The following is a 15,026-nucleotide window of genomic DNA, read 5'->3' as shown; positions in this document are numbered from 1 at the left end:
GGTTCCTCCGTTGTCAGCAGCAGCTTGCTATACGTGTTTTATTATAAGAATTACTCAACAAGTAATAGCTTGTAGAGCGGGGTATTATCTTGAACCATATCGGCTAAAGTATAGTTATCCAGCTCGTTAAGGAAACTTTGTACCGCCTGATTAAGCACTTGTTTCAAGCGGCAAGCGGGGGTTATATGGCAAAAATCACTACTGCAATTGACCAGAGAAAGTGGTTCTAACTGGCGCACAACGTCACCAATTCGAATTTGGTCAGCCGGTTTACCTAACCGTATGCCGCCATTCTTCCCCCGTACAGCGGTTACCAACCCGACACGACTCAACTGATTGATTATTTTAACCATATGATTGCGAGACACGCCATAGACCTCGGTCACCTGAGAAATGCTGGTCATTTGGCCTTCAGGTAGCGAGGCCATATAAGTAAGCGCCCGCAAACCATAATCAGTAAAACTTGTTAACTGCACGTATACCCCTGAGTATCAGTTTACCCGGCTTAAACCCATCTAAGATGACACGTTTTGGATAGGTTAATAAGTGCGATTCTAAGTGCTATTTAGAAACTTATAGATGAATGATAAACCAGCCACAAAGCTTGCGACTAATCATTTAGATAAAGGGCGGGTTTTTTGATGTAAAAATGGCTGGCCGAAGATAACTTTCAGGTGAATCTGAGACAATGAACCGGACATAAGCCCGGTTCATTAGCGTCTGAATTCTGATTATTTAGCTATTTGCTAATGAATCATGCATCAAATGGGTCGCGCAGGATCATGGTTTCTTCACGATCCGGGCCGGTAGAAATAATATCAACCGGAACACCTGTCAGCTCTTCTACACGCTTGATGTAGTTCAGTGCTGCCTGTGGCAACTTGCTGTGTTCTTTTACGCCAAAGGTCGTTTCTGACCAACCTGGCATAGTTTCGTAGATTGGCTCGATACCTTCCCAGCCTTCAGCAGCCAGTGGAGTGGTTTTAACTTCGCGGCCATCTGGCATGCGGTAGCCAACACACAACTTCACTTCTTTCAGGCCATCCAGCACGTCCAGTTTGGTCATGCAGAAGCCAGACAAGGAGTTGATCTGCACAGCACGACGCACTGCAACGATATCCAACCAACCGGTACGACGGCTACGGCCAGTGGTCGCGCCATATTCGTTACCTTGCTTACGCAGGAACTCACCTGTTTCATCGAACAGCTCGGTCGGGAATGGACCTGCACCAACACGAGTGGAGTAGGCTTTCACGATACCCAGTACGTAATCGACATAACGTGGACCCAGGCCAGAGCCTGTCGCAACGCCACCAGCGGTGGTGTTAGATGAAGTCACGTACGGATAAGTACCGTGGTCGATGTCCAGTAAGGTGCCTTGAGCGCCTTCGAACATGACGAGTTCACCTTTCTTACGCGCATCGTCCAGCAATTCAGAAACATCAACTACCATCGCGGTCAGAATATCGGCGATAGACAATACATAATCCAGTACTGTTTGATAGTTAACCGCTTCTTCTTTGTAGTAGTGCACCAACTGGAAGTTATGGTAATCCACAATTTCTTTCAATTTGGTTGCGAAGGTTTCTTTGTCGAATAAATCACCGACGCGTAGACCACGGCGGGCAACTTTATCTTCATAGGCAGGGCCGATACCACGACCGGTAGTACCGATTGCTTTTGCACCACGGGCTTTTTCACGCGCATTATCCAAAGCCACATGATACGGCAGGATTAATGGGCATGCTTCGGAGAGTAACAGTCGCTTACGTACCGGCACACCTTTATCTTCAAGCGCTTTCATCTCTTTCATAAAGGCGTCAGGTGCCAGTACAACACCGTTGCCGATGATGCTGGTCACGTTTTCACGCAGAATGCCTGAGGGAATTAAATGAAGAACGGTTTTCTCACCGTTGATAACCAAAGTGTGGCCAGCGTTGTGACCACCTTGATAGCGCACAACATATTTAGCCCGTTCAGTCAGCAGGTCAACGACCTTGCCCTTACCTTCGTCACCCCATTGGGTGCCCAGTACGACGACGTTCTTACCCATCTCAAAAATCACCAGGTTGCTTAAAAAAGGATTCTAACATCTCACTCGGCTGCTTTCAGTACTTTTTAACACATAACTGCACAATTTTTGTGCTTACATTTAGCCACCCATGCGGCTACGCAACATGTAGTAGATAACGACGCCCGCAACCACTAATCCTCCGCCAAAACGACGTAAAGTGGCATCCGGTAATTGGGTCATTGCCAGAATCATTTTGCGCCAGGCTTTGGGGTAAAGCATCGGGCCAAGCCCTTCCAACACCAAAACCAACCCCAATGCTAACAAGATCGTTGAATTCATCATCTGTCTCAATCAAATGAAAAGGACTGCCCCAAATAGAAAAGGCCCGCGTGAACGGGCCTTGCTGTTACGGTCAAAACGAGCTGTCACAGCAGTCGTTATGGACGTTTGCTTGAGTTATCCGGCGATTTCATATAGCGGAAGAAATCACTATCCGGGCTCAGAACCATCACATCATTGCCACTGCTGAAGCTGTTTTCATACGCACGTAAGCTACGAATGAATGCATAGAAGTCAGGGTCTTTACTGAATGCATCAGCAAACAGACGAGCCGCTTCGGCATCACCGCCACCACGAGTAATACGCGCCTGACGCTCTGCTTCTGCCAAGGTACGAGTCACTTCATAGTCAGCTGTTGCACGCAACTTCTCTGCCTCTTCCTGACCTTGTGAACGGTGGCGACGGGCTACCGCTTCACGTTCAGCACGCATACGCTGGAAGATAGCGTCAGAGACTTCAGCCGGTAAGTTGATTTGCTTGATTCGCACATCAACAACTTCAATCCCCAGTGCCGCCATGCTGTTCGGGTTAACCGCTGGCTGTTTGCCACGGGTTTCCTGTTCAACACGCGCTGCCGCAGAGGCAATAGCATCATCTGCTTCGGTAGTCACGGCTTCATCATCCACACTACCGGTGTTCAGCGCATCACGAACATCTGAAGTCAGACGACCACGAGAGTCGGTTACGATGTCGCGTACATTCAGACGACCAATCTCAGAACGCAAACGGTCACTGAATTTACGTTTCAACAGCACTTCAGCCTGAGAGACATCACCACCGCCGGTGGCCAGATAGTAACGGCTGAAATCGCTGATACGCCATTTCAAATATGAGTCAACAATCAGGTCTTTCTTCTCGTTGGTCACGAAACGGTCGGCCTGGTTGTCCATGGTTTGAATACGGGCATCCAACGTCTTCACTGTTTCGATAAATGGTATCTTGAAGTGTAAGCCTGGTGCATATACCAAAGGCTTGTTATCACTATCACGTAATACCTTGCCAAAGCGCAGCACGATCCCGCGTTGACCTTCTTGTACTACAAACAGCGAAGCGTAGAGTGCGACTAACACCACAACGACGATAAGTAAAAAAGACTTACGCATTGGTTATTCTCTCCCTACGCGAGTGGAAGTATCACGCTGAGCATTCGCCCGGCGCTGATCCATGATAGAGCCACTGGTTGAACTGGTATTCGAGTTACTTGCACCAGATTCCTGGCTGCTATTAGCAGCAGAAGGTGAAGTCAAGCGAATCAGGCTGCTGTCCTTGCTACCCTCTGATTTATCTGCACCTTGACCGCGCATCAGCTGATCCAGTGGCAGCACCATCAGGCTATTGCCTTTATCATTAGCCAATACTTTGCGGGTATGACCAAGGACTCTTTCCATGGTTTCGATGTACAGGCGTTCACGGGTAATTTCCGGTGCAGCCTTATACTCAGGTAACAATTTCGCAAACCCAGCAACCTCACCTTGCGCTTCCAACACTTTACGCGCGGCATAAGCACGGGCATCTTCTAACAGACGCTGCGCCTGACCATTCGCACGAGGCTGGACTTCGTTGGTGTACGCTTCTGCTTCACGAATATATTGTTGTTCGTTTTCACGAGCAGCAATCGCATCATCAAATGCCGCTTTAACTTCTTCCGGCGGACGTGCTGCCTGGAAGTTAACGTCCAGCAGGGTGATCCCCATGTTGTATGGACGAATAGTTTCTTCCAGTACACGCTGAGTATCGCTACGAACGATAGTACGGCCTTCGGTGAGGATTTTGTCCATGGTGTATTTACCAATAACACCACGTACTGCGCTGTCAGTTGCCTGACGCAAACTGTCATCCGGATTAGTCACGCTAAACAGGTAAGCGGCCGGATCAGTCACGCGGTACTGCACGTTCATTTCGATGCGAACGACGTTTTCATCAGAGGTCAACATAACACCAGATGCCGCCAATTCACGTACAGATTCGACGTTAACCGGGGTGACTTCATCAATAAAGGTCGGTTTCCAGTTCAAACCAGGCTGTACAATGTGGCTTAATTTACCCAAGCGAGTCACAACACCACGCTCAGCTTCTTTAATTGTATAGAAACCACTTGCCGCCCAGATAACCACAACTGCAACCACAGCGATACCAACGATACGACCACTGAAACCAGGGCCTTTTGACGCACCATTGTTATCATTACCGCCGTTACCGTTGCCGCCACCTTTACTGGTGAGGCTACTCAGTTTTTTGCTCAGTTTCCGGAAAATATCATCCAGATCCGGCGGCCCTTGGTCACGACCACCTTTATTATTGTTATTTCCGCCAGAGTTGCCGCCATTATTATTGCTGCTCCCCCACGGATCGCGGTCCTGTCCGTTATTACCGGGCTGATTCCACGCCATGTTTTAGCTCCATTCTTCTATGATTGGTTTTCTTCAGGCCAAGAGCACATGCCAAAGAAGCTGGCTCTTAATCTCACAAGAAAGGTCAAGTCACTCATTAATTAACCGTGCTTGGTTCACTAATAATATAACTGACCAACTCCTGCTCTTGTTTACAGAGACGACGCCAATCAACGATAGGCATTCTTACCACCATACCGACGTTCCCGTCCTCGTCTATCCACTCTTTTTCAATTGCCTGAAGCTGGTAAAAACGGCTACGTAAACGGCCTGCCTGAGGCGGCAAACGCAGTTCAAAGTGTGCGATCTCACCTGAAAGACGCTCCGTTAACGCTTGAAAGAGCAACGGGATACCTGCGCCGGTTTGGGCTGAAAGCCAAACTCTGACTGGCAGATTTTCTTCGTTGCGATCAATTCGCGGGACGAAATCATCCAACAAATCAATTTTATTCATTACTAATAATGTAGGGATTTCATCCGCTTCTATTTCTGCCAATACAGAATCGACTGCGGCCATATTCTCGGCCACCCGAGGATCAGCTGCGTCAATAATGTGTAGCAGTAATGAAGCTTGCCGCGTTTCTTGTAATGTTGCTTTAAAAGCAGCAACCAGATCGTGCGGCAAATGCCGGATAAAGCCTACCGTATCCGCCAACACTGTATCGCCCACATCAGCCACATTAATACGGCGTAAAGTGGGATCCAGCGTGGCAAATAGTTGGTCAGCCGCATAGACATCAGCTGCCGTAATTTTGTTAAACAGGCTAGATTTACCGGCGTTGGTATATCCCACCAAAGATACCGTCGGAATATCAGCACGGGTACGCGCACGCCGCCCTTGCTCTCGCTGTTTTGCCACGCGCTCCAAACGGCTTAAAATCAAGCTGATACGGTCACGCAGCAAACGGCGGTCGGTCTCCAACTGGGTTTCACCTGGCCCTCTTAGGCCAATCCCCCCTTTCTGACGCTCAAGGTGCGTCCAGCCGCGTACCAAACGAGTCGCAATATGGCGCAATTGCGCTAATTCGACCTGTAATTTACCTTCATGGGTACGGGCCCGTTGGGCAAAAATATCTAAAATCAGGCCAGTCCGATCAATAACCCGGCACTCACACAAACGCTCAAGATTTCGCTCTTGCGCTGCGGTAAGGGCATGATCAAACAGGACAACAGACGCACCACTGGCTTTCACCGCGTCAGCAATTTCTACTGCCTTTCCCTCGCCCACAAAAAACTTAGGGTGCGGTGCTTTGCGACTACCGGTCACAATTTGCAAAGCTTCTACGCCCGCAGAAGATACCAGCGCTTCGAACTCACGCAGATCCTCTGAGTTTTTGTCTTGCGAGAAATAGATATGAACCAGTACGGCCTGCTCACCGCCTTCATAACGGTCAAACAAACGAGCAACCTCTCAAACGGATCAGAACCGCTAGTGCGGAGAACATAAGCCCGAATCCGTTGCTTATGTTCCCCGTCATGGTTGACCAGCAATGCGCTTTATTCAGCGTCATCGCTATCCTGCTGCGGCTGTTGCGGCGCAGATGGATTACTACCATGATAATTATTAGTGCTACCACTCGGATTATTGCTGTGATGCGAAACCGGGCGAGAAGGCACTACAGTAGAGATGGCGTGCTTATAAACCATCTGGCTGACTGTGTTTTTCAACAGAATGACAAACTGATCAAAAGACTCAACTTGGCCCTGCAGTTTAATGCCATTCACTAAATAAATAGAAACCGGAACCCGTTCACGACGCAATGCGTTCAGGAACGGATCTTGCAAAGATTGCCCCTTAGCCATTCTATATTTTCCTTATTTGCTTGTTGTTATTAACTAAGAACCTATCGGCTCGAAAATAAACTGCGTAAAAAAAATCCGCGCGTTGAGTACTAATCAATTGTACACAATCATTCAACCTATGCACTAACAACCTGTATTACAGAGTCTAAAGCCTCTCCCGGCTTATCACTGTCGAGCCACTGGACTGAACCCCAGCCCCGCAACCAGGTCATTTGGCGCTTTGCCAGTTGACGTGTCGCACAGATTCCGCGGTAAACCATTTCGTCGTAATCAATCTCACCGGACAGATAAGACCACATCTGCCGGTATCCCACACAACGAATGGCTGGCATATCCGTATGCAAATCACCACGGTCAAAAAGCGCCCTAGCCTCTGTTTCAAACCCGGCATCCAGCATCTGACGAAAACGTAATTCAATCCGCTGGTGCAACAGTTCCCGGCTAACAGGCGCAATCGCAAATTGGTGAACCCGATACGGTAAGGTTTCACCTGAAATTTTAGTCAGTTCTGTTAGAGTTTTACCTGAAATAAAAAAAACTTCCAGTGCTCTGGAGAGCCGTTGGGGATCATTAGGATGAATTCGCGCCGCAGCCACGGGATCTATCTCAGCCAATTGCTGATGTAATGCCTCCCAACCCAGCAATGCTGCCTGCTGTTCAATACGCTGGCGCACTTGCGGGTCTGCTGACGGCAATGGAGATAACCCATCCAACAGCGCTTTAAAGTACAACATCGTGCCCCCCACCAGCAGCGGAATACGCCCGGCTGCGGTAATGTCGGCCATCTCTTTTAATGCATCTTTACGGAAATCGGCGGCAGAGTATGATTCTGCTGGATCGCGAATATCAATTAACCGATGTGGTGCTAATGCCAGTTCCTCGGCACTGGGTTTCGCCGTGCCAATATCCATGCCGCGATAAATCAGGGCTGAGTCGACGCTAACCAGCTCGACAGGTAGCCGCTGTCTCAGTGCAATGGAGAGCGCTGTTTTGCCTGAGGCGGTAGGCCCCATAATAAATATTGCCGGTGGCAGGTCTGGATTTTCAATATCATTCATGTTTCAGGGTTGCCAATGCGGCCTTTATATCAATAGGTTGTAATAGCCCTGCTGGCGGTGATTTTACCAACTGCGGGCAAAGACGTTCAACATCCGTCAATAACTGTATCGCTTGAGACACATTCCATACCTCATGTTCGCTGCCAAGATGGCGAGAAATCCATGTGGCGAGAGCATCTGGCGATATCTCTTCATGTTGCGACAGATAGCCTAACAGTTCCGGTATCAGTTTTTGTAAATTTTGTTGGCGTAATGGTAAAGATACTGCCCGTAAAGTCGCTCTTGTGTGCTCAACGGCCAATTCTATCCCCATGGTCGCTAACAACTGCTGATGGCGCTGGCAGGCAGTAACCTCATTTTTATCTAATGTAAGTTTTAATGGAATCAGTAATGGCTGAGGCCGTAGCCCTTCTACAGGCGGATTCAATTGAGCTTGTTTTAACCAACGCTCGGCAACCGTTAGTTCAAGTAATGCTATGCCCTGCTTATATTCAATAAGAGCATAGCAAGGCGGAAATACGGTGAGTACCCGGCCAAAACTGTAATTATCGCCATGTAGCGGCTCATCCGTCGGTATCTGGCGCGCTGCTGGGGCTGGCACGACCGGAGGTTGACTGGCTGCCGCTGGTTTACTCACTACGGCTGGCTGTACCAGTTGACGATATAACTCACCTTGCTGTTTTTGGTAAGGTTCGCCCGCGTGATAAGTGGGAGTTCGCTCGCGGGCTATTGAGCGCTCTGTAGTAGCGGTTCGCTCAGGAGACGACGCTCGGACAACTGGCGCGCTTTTCGCCGGCTCCGGTTGTGCATATTTATTAACCCCTGCCGCCACGCGATTTTCTGGCTGCCAACGCGGAGCCTCGATTTCTTCACCATCTTCATTGATGTTCAGCACCGGGGTCGCCGTTTGCTGTAATACCGTGGTGACCGCTTGATAAATAAAGTCATGCACCAGCCGCGCCTGATGGAAACGCACTTCATGCTTAGCCGGATGCACATTCACATCGACCTGATGTGGGTCAATATCCAGATACAATACATAGGCGGGCTGCTGGTCGTCTTTGAGTAAATCTTGATAAGCCTGGCGGATCGCATGATTGATCAGCCGGTCGCGCATCATGCGGTTATTGACGTAGCAATATTGCATTTCACTCAGTGTACGGCTGGCGGCAAGATCAGCGACCCAACCGCGAATGGTCAAATCACCGTGCTGCCAGGAAATCGCCAGCGCATGCTGCAAAAATGCCGGGCCACAGATACTCGCCAACCGGCGTTCATGCTGGGAAGGATCAGGGGCAGCACGATATTGGCGCATTAACTTACCGTTATGGCTGAGATTGATGGCTACATCGAAGCGCGCCAGTGCAATGCGCCGCACCACTTCATCAATATGACCAAACTCGGTTTTCTCAGTCCGCATAAATTTGCGTCGCGCTGGCGTGTTATAAAACAGATCCAACACTTCCAGCGTGCTACCAACCGGATGAGCCGCAGGTTTGATGGTCACGGCCATATCACGCCCTTCGGCATAAGCCTGCCAGGCTTCATTTTGTTCAGCGGTGCGCGAGGTCAAAATCAGACGCGAGACTGAACTGATACTGGCTAATGCCTCGCCGCGAAACCCCATACTGAGGATGGCTTCCAAATCTTCCAGCGAACTAATTTTACTGGTGGCATGGCGCGCCAGTGCTAATGCCAAATCGTCTTTACCAATGCCACAGCCATTATCACGGATACGAATCAGTTTTGCGCCACCACGCTCGATATCAATATCAATCCGGCTGGCACCCGCATCCAGACTATTTTCTACCAACTCTTTCACCACCGACGCAGGCCGCTCTACCACTTCACCGGCGGCAATTTGGTTAGCGAGCTGTGGTGGTAGAATCTGAATTGGCATAGCAGTTCCTTTCGCTTACGACTGTGGAATAGTCAGGGTTTGCCCAAGTTGGACATTACCTGACTTTATCTTATTCGCCCGTTCAATCTCACTCATCGACACACCATATCTGGCGGCAATAGCCGACAGCGTATCGCCGCGTTTTACCTGATGCTTAACCGGCTGGCTTTTACTCGGCTTCGCTTTAGCCACTGCTTTTGGCGCGGTGGCCGCGACTGTTGCACCCGATGCCGGGACTTTCAAACGCTGCCCCACCCAGACCACATCATTTTTCAGAGTGTTATTTTGCCGCAACACCGCCATGCTGACGCCGTATTGACTGGCAATACCGGATAAAGTTTCGCCGCGTTGTACTTTATGAATCTGACTTTTATTTTTCGTAACGGCACCCGCCGCTGCCGGCTTGGTAGCAGATACCCTGCCACTTTGCGCAGTGCTGACCACCGGCTCTGGCTGACTAACACCTGAACGTTGTGAAGAAGAATCAACCGCCGCCGTTTCAATGAGCGGGCGGTTTTCGACCTTTGGGTCGGCTTGTAGCGGATGCGCGAGGAAATAACTGCGCAAACCTTTATAAATGGCTTGAGCAATTTTCTCCTGATACGCGCTACTGCCAAGCAGCCGCTCCTCCGTACTGTTACTGATAAAGCCGGTTTCCACTAACAATGACGGAATATCCGGTGAACGCAACACCCCTAGACTGGCGTGTTCCGGCCGACGTTTATGAATGTCACCCACTCTTTGCAGCTCATTGAGCACTTTGGTGGCGACGTCATAGCCCACCCGCTGTGAGTGGCCAAATTGCAGATCAAGCACTGCCTGACTCAAATAAGGGTCAGAGGCGGTATTGGCCAGTACATCACCCGCACCGCCGAGTAGTTCAGATTGCTTCTCATGCTGCTCCAGCCAGTTACCCATTTCACTGTTGGCGCGGCGATTCGACAATACCCAAACCGACGCCCCGGTTGCGCTGCGGTTAGGTGCCGCATCAGCATGAACAGATACCAACACGTTAGCACCCTGCTTACGCGCCACATCGGAACGGCCCATGACCGAAATGAAATAGTCGCCATTACGGGTCAACACGGGTTTAAACATTGGATCACTGTTAAGCAGAGTTTCAAGCCGACGGGCGATGGCGATAGTGACATTTTTCTCTTTCAAGCCATTTTGCCCAATAGCGCCGGGATCCTGACCACCGTGACCAGCATCAATAGCGACCACTACACGGGAGCTGTTCGCCGCACTGGATGTTTTAATCGGACGCGAAGTATTCGTCGTGACACTTTCGCTGCTCACCACCACGGTGGGTTTATTGTTAAACGGATTTTTAGCCACCGAATTGGTGTTTACGCTGCTCACCCGCGATGCAGTATTGGTGTTCGACGCCTGCGATGTTAAACGGCCAGCATTGGGGCTGGGCGTATTAGTTTGATTCAGTGGTGTATTGTTCTGGCTTAAAACAGGTTGCGTTTGTCGGACAGGGGCGCTAGCTGCTGCTGACATAGTAATTACGACGGTGTAATTGTTGCCCGACTGCTGAGTCACGGCGCGCGTTTTAACTTTTTGGGTCAGTTCCAGTACCAGACGGGTACTTTGCGCATCTTTCGGGGTGCTGGAGCGAATTCTTTTCAGCAGATTCTGCCCACTGAATTCCAGCGGTAATCCGGAAAGATTGCCACTTTGACGAACATCAAGCACCACCCGCTCGGGTGAATTCAGGGAAAAGAAGGCGTAAATCGGCTGCCCATCGAAACTGAGCGTTACCCGACTTTCTGTCGGGCCGTTATTCACTTTAATATCAGTTAGCTTCGCGGCAAATGCAGAAGGTAGGGTGAACAGCCCCACAATAACCAACATGACAGCAGTAAATGCTCGTTTCCAGCGCGTTTTTTGCGTTAAACCATTTATTTGCGTTAAACAATTTAGTCGCGTCAAGCTATGCGTCATTATCAAATTATCCTTGCACAGCAGCTAAACGGCGCAATACATCAGCACCCGCATCAGAAATAGCCACCAGACGAGCCTCTCGCCCTTCGGCCTGATAAGCCAGATGCAGCTCGACATCGGCCTGAGGCAAAAAACCAGCGCCTTGCTGAGGCCATTCCACCAGACAAATTGCCTGCTTATCGAAATAGTCACGAATACCCATAAACTCCAGCTCCTCGGGGTCAGCCAGACGATACAGGTCAAAATGGTAAACCGGCCTTGGAGTCAAGGCGTAAGGTTCAACCAAGGTATAAGTGGGGCTTTTAACATGCCCTGAATGGCCAAGGGCCTGAAGGAAGCCGCGGCTAAAAGTGGTTTTTCCGGCACCTAAGTCACCGAATAGATAAATAACGCTGGCACCCTCGAAGGCATGAGCCAAAGCGCCTCCTAGTGCAACGGTCGCTGCCTCATCGGGCAGAGGTAAAACGAGTTCTTTCATTCTGTGATATCTATTTTGCTAACTCAGGATTAACGTACTTCGGAATAACTGACAGCAAATCTGTAGCCAGTAAACCCCGGGTGCCTTGAACTTCAGCCAGTGTGTCGGCGGCAACGCCATGTACAACACAACCTGCACAGGCAGCATCATACAGCACCAGCTTTTGTGCTATCAAACTCCCAATAATACCGGACAGAATATCCCCCATACCACCGGAGGCCATACCGGCATTACCGACATCAGCAATCGCCATCTCGCCTTGTTCACTGGCAATAAGAGTACCAGCCCCTTTCAAGACCACCACACCACCATATTGTTTAACGATGTTACGGGCAGAAAGTAAGCGGTCACTCTCAATATCAGCGACGCGGCAACCAAGCAGACGTGCAGCTTCGCCAGGGTGAGGGGTCAACACCCGATTCTGACGCTTCAGCGGATTTAATGCCAGTAAGTTGAGTGCATCTGCGTCCCATAATGCTGGTTTATCACTTTGTTGCAATAGATTCAGAGCATTCCTGCCCCAATCTGACTGCCCTAACCCCGGCCCGACCACCAATACATCAGCCCAACTCATACTTTGTTCGAGGGTTTCATCCGTTAATTCCTGCACCATCAACTCAGGGCGTGCAGCCAGAATCGGCGCGACATGCTCAATGTGAGTAAGTACTCGCACCAGCCCGGCACCACTGCGCAAAGCGGCTTCTCCTGCCATGCGAATCGCGCCACCGAATCCTTTATCGCCCCCTACCAGCAATAAGCGGCCATGCTCACCTTTATGCGCACAGGGGCGGCGCGGTTTCAGCCATTGCGGCAGGTGATCCGCCGTCATACGCTCAATTTGTACCGGCTGAGCAGCTAACCATGGCGTTAACCCCAGATCATTGCAGTGCAAATGCCCCACCCAATCACGAGCTTGCCCGGTGAGTAAGCCGGGTTTCAGTGTGACAAAAGTTAGGGTGTGATCGGCGCGAATAACTGAGCCTGGAGCCGCACCGCTATCAGCACTCAGTCCAGACGGAATATCCAGAGCAATTTTTGCTGCACGATGGCGGTTTGCTGTGTCAATCAGCGTCGCATAAACCCCCTGTGGTGCGGCTCGCAGGCCAATACCCAATAAACCATCAATAATTAAATCGATATGTTGTGGCCATGGTATATCAGGTTGATTAATCACACCGCCGGCGGCCAGCCACTGAGATTGCGCCTGATGGGCTTCAGCGGGTAAAGGCCGATTACCAGGGCAAGCAATCAGAGTAACATTCAAACCCGCGGCCAATGCCCGGCTGGCAACAATGTAGCCATCGCCACCGTTATTACCGTGACCACACAAAATTAGCCAGTGGCGCGCGGCGGGATATTGCTTTCGCGCCAGTTCAAATGCCGCATCTCCAGCTCTCACCATCAGGTCAAATAAGGATAGAGAGAAGTGTGCCGCCGCAATCGCCTCATTCTGGCGCACCCAGTCCGCAGAAAAAACAGAGTGTGGTAAACTGGCTCCGATTTGTTTCTTACTATGGTCCGTCATGGCACACCCCCTCGATCTGAATCAGTTAGCCCAACATATCAAGCAATGGGGGCAATCGCTAGGTTTCCAGCAAGTCGGTATCTGCGATACAGATTTGTCAGCAGAAGAACCGCGATTACAAGCCTGGCTTGATAAACAATATCATGGCGAAATGGCCTGGATGGCCCGCCACGGGATGCTGCGCGCGCGCCCCCATGAATTATTACCCGGCACTTTGCGGGTGATCAGCGTGCGAATGAATTATCTGCCAGCCAAGGCCGCATTTGCCAGCACATTAAAGAATTCAGAACTCGGTTATGTCAGCCGTTATGCCTTAGGCCGTGATTATCATAAATTGTTACGCCAACGCCTGAAAAAGTTGGGTGACATGATTCAGAATTATTGTCTGGAGCAGGCGGCCGGCGATATCAATTTTCGCCCGTTCGTCGATTCTGCGCCAATAATGGAGCGTTCCCTGGCGGCTAAAGCGGGGATTGGTTGGGTTGGTAAGCACTCACTAATTTTGAATCGTGATGCTGGCTCCTGGTTCTTTCTTGGCGAGTTACTCATTGATCTGCCGCTGCCGGTCGATAAACCGCAAGAAGAACAATGTGGGCGCTGTGTTGCTTGTATTACCACCTGCCCGACAGGGGCTATCGTCGCCCCCTATACCGTTGATGCGCGCCGCTGTATTTCCTATCTGACGATCGAGTTGGAAGGCGCAATACCGGAAGAGTTCCGCCCGCTGATGGGTAATCGTATTTATGGTTGTGATGATTGCCAGCTAATCTGCCCGTGGAACCGCTTCTCACAATTAACCGATGAAGAAGATTTCAGCCCGCGTGCCGTATTGCATACGCCACAGCTATTGGATCTATTCGCCTGGAATGAAGAGAAGTTTTTACGGATCACAGAAGGTTCCGCCATCCGGCGAATTGGTCATCTGCGCTGGTTGCGCAATATCTCGGTCGCGTTGGGCAATGCGCCCTACCTCGATAATATTGTCTTGGCATTGGAAGCGCGTCGCGGCATTGATCCCATGTTAGATGAACATATTGAATGGGCCATCTCACAACAATTGAAAAGACGGTCTACACTGATTGGGGATGTTCAATCACCGCAGAAAAAACGGCTGGTGAGAGCGATTGAAAAAGGCCTGCCACGCGATGCCTGATACTGCTTTTGCCTGATGTTGGATGACATTGAGCAGAGTTTTTTTCAACTATTTTTATAATGAATAAACTCAGAGTTTTCCTGTGCATAAAAATAAAAACACCTTGTCAATCAAGTGCAAAAAAAAGCACAAGTGATCGGCATAACGTTTTTATATAAAAATATATGTAACTAAATCAGATGATTATAAAACAGGAAATTAAAGTGGTTAAATTATGAACTGAATACAAAAACAGCAGAATCTGTGGATAACTCTGTTGAAGAAGTTAATACAATGTATGTTAAATGAGGTGCAGCGCGTGACTGGGCTGTGGATAATTAAGACAGAATTGAATGAAAAAATTTGGAGCGGGAAACGAGACTCGAACTCGCGACCCCGACCTTGGCAAGGTCGTGCTCTACCAACTGAGCTATTCC

At 49.8% G+C, this 15,026-nt stretch carries 13 protein-coding genes; 1 reads left to right on the top strand and 12 read right to left on the bottom strand.

The features are described 5' to 3' along the window. Positions 1-50 precede the first annotated feature (50 nt). The 12 genes from nsrR to nnr form a co-directional block, all read right to left on the bottom strand. Positions 51-476 carry a nitric oxide-sensing transcriptional repressor NsrR gene (gene nsrR / locus HU019_RS13700; RefSeq protein ID WP_005156409.1) on the bottom strand — a complete coding sequence of 142 codons (426 nt, stop codon included), beginning with the start codon at positions 474-476 and terminating at the stop codon, positions 51-53. 278 nt (positions 477-754) lie between these two features. Next, on the bottom strand, positions 755-2,053 hold the full coding sequence (locus HU019_RS13695; RefSeq protein ID WP_174849096.1) for an adenylosuccinate synthase: 1,299 nt from the start codon (positions 2,051-2,053) through the stop codon (positions 755-757). A gap of 99 nt (positions 2,054-2,152) precedes the next feature. Next, positions 2,153-2,353, bottom strand: a complete 201-nt coding sequence (locus HU019_RS13690) for a DUF2065 family protein (protein WP_004713662.1) — start codon at positions 2,351-2,353, stop codon at positions 2,153-2,155. A gap of 98 nt (positions 2,354-2,451) precedes the next feature. After that, on the bottom strand, positions 2,452-3,456 hold the full coding sequence (hflC, locus tag HU019_RS13685) for a protease modulator HflC (protein ID WP_050075649.1): 1,005 nt from the start codon (positions 3,454-3,456) through the stop codon (positions 2,452-2,454). A gap of 3 nt (positions 3,457-3,459) precedes the next feature. Then, positions 3,460-4,743 (bottom strand): FtsH protease activity modulator HflK, encoded by a 1,284-nt coding sequence (hflK, locus tag HU019_RS13680; RefSeq protein ID WP_174849095.1) that lies wholly within the window; start codon positions 4,741-4,743, stop codon positions 3,460-3,462. A 97-nt stretch (positions 4,744-4,840) separates the two neighbouring features. After that, the gene (gene hflX, locus HU019_RS13675) at positions 4,841-6,142 is read right to left on the bottom strand and encodes a ribosome rescue GTPase HflX (protein WP_050075647.1); all 1,302 of its coding nucleotides are present in this window, start codon (positions 6,140-6,142) and stop codon (positions 4,841-4,843) included. A gap of 98 nt (positions 6,143-6,240) precedes the next feature. After that, the gene (gene hfq / locus HU019_RS13670) at positions 6,241-6,546 is read right to left on the bottom strand and encodes an RNA chaperone Hfq (protein WP_004392473.1); all 306 of its coding nucleotides are present in this window, start codon (positions 6,544-6,546) and stop codon (positions 6,241-6,243) included. Positions 6,547-6,662: 116 nt separating this feature from the next. After that, a complete protein-coding gene (gene miaA / locus HU019_RS13665; RefSeq protein WP_050075646.1) occupies positions 6,663-7,604 on the bottom strand; it encodes a tRNA (adenosine(37)-N6)-dimethylallyltransferase MiaA in 942 nt (313 codons plus the stop codon). Then, positions 7,597-9,504: a DNA mismatch repair endonuclease MutL gene (gene mutL / locus HU019_RS13660; protein ID WP_174849094.1), complete on the bottom strand. Its 1,908-nt coding sequence runs from the start codon at positions 9,502-9,504 to the stop codon at positions 7,597-7,599. The genes miaA and mutL overlap by 8 nt, the downstream gene beginning before the upstream one ends. Before the next feature lie 15 nt (positions 9,505-9,519). Beyond that, positions 9,520-11,364 carry an N-acetylmuramoyl-L-alanine amidase AmiB gene (gene amiB / locus HU019_RS13655; RefSeq protein WP_174849131.1) on the bottom strand — a complete coding sequence of 615 codons (1,845 nt, stop codon included), beginning with the start codon at positions 11,362-11,364 and terminating at the stop codon, positions 9,520-9,522. A gap of 97 nt (positions 11,365-11,461) precedes the next feature. Next, complete coding sequence (gene tsaE / locus HU019_RS13650; RefSeq protein ID WP_174849093.1) at positions 11,462-11,932, bottom strand: tRNA (adenosine(37)-N6)-threonylcarbamoyltransferase complex ATPase subunit type 1 TsaE; 471 nt, start codon at positions 11,930-11,932, stop codon at positions 11,462-11,464. Between the two features lie 10 nt (positions 11,933-11,942). Continuing rightward, positions 11,943-13,457 (bottom strand): bifunctional ADP-dependent NAD(P)H-hydrate dehydratase/NAD(P)H-hydrate epimerase, encoded by a 1,515-nt coding sequence (gene nnr / locus HU019_RS13645; RefSeq protein ID WP_174849092.1) that lies wholly within the window; start codon positions 13,455-13,457, stop codon positions 11,943-11,945. Between nnr and queG the strand changes: the two genes are divergently transcribed. After that, entirely contained in the window at positions 13,456-14,610 is a 1,155-nt protein-coding gene (queG, locus tag HU019_RS13640) for a tRNA epoxyqueuosine(34) reductase QueG (protein WP_174849091.1), read from the top strand. The two genes, nnr and queG, sit on opposite strands and share 2 nt — an antisense overlap. Positions 14,611-15,026: the final 416 nt, after the last annotated feature.

It is taken from the genome of Yersinia artesiana (assembly GCF_902726545.1).
In the GTDB taxonomy this organism is placed as follows: domain Bacteria; phylum Pseudomonadota; class Gammaproteobacteria; order Enterobacterales; family Enterobacteriaceae; genus Yersinia; species Yersinia artesiana.
This window is presented reverse-complemented; position numbering and strand designations above follow the sequence as displayed.

Coding starts and splice junctions, on each gene's coding strand:
- HU019_RS13695 (WP_174849096.1), bottom strand. CDS start 2,053: ATGGGTAAGAACGTCGTCGTACTGGGCACCCAATGGGGTGACGAAGGT.
- HU019_RS13690 (WP_004713662.1), bottom strand. CDS start 2,353: ATGAATTCAACGATCTTGTTAGCATTGGGGTTGGTTTTGGTGTTGGAA.
- hflC (WP_050075649.1), bottom strand. CDS start 3,456: ATGCGTAAGTCTTTTTTACTTATCGTCGTTGTGGTGTTAGTCGCACTC.
- hflK (WP_174849095.1), bottom strand. CDS start 4,743: ATGGCGTGGAATCAGCCCGGTAATAACGGACAGGACCGCGATCCGTGG.
- hfq (WP_004392473.1), bottom strand. CDS start 6,546: ATGGCTAAGGGGCAATCTTTGCAAGATCCGTTCCTGAACGCATTGCGT.
- miaA (WP_050075646.1), bottom strand. CDS start 7,604: ATGAATGATATTGAAAATCCAGACCTGCCACCGGCAATATTTATTATG.
- mutL (WP_174849094.1), bottom strand. CDS start 9,504: ATGCCAATTCAGATTCTACCACCACAGCTCGCTAACCAAATTGCCGCC.
- amiB (WP_174849131.1), bottom strand. CDS start 11,364: ATGTTGGTTATTGTGGGGCTGTTCACCCTACCTTCTGCATTTGCCGCG.
- tsaE (WP_174849093.1), bottom strand. CDS start 11,932: ATGAAAGAACTCGTTTTACCTCTGCCCGATGAGGCAGCGACCGTTGCA.
- queG (WP_174849091.1), top strand. CDS start 13,456: ATGGCACACCCCCTCGATCTGAATCAGTTAGCCCAACATATCAAGCAA.
- nnr (WP_174849092.1), bottom strand. CDS start 13,457: ATGACGGACCATAGTAAGAAACAAATCGGAGCCAGTTTACCACACTCT.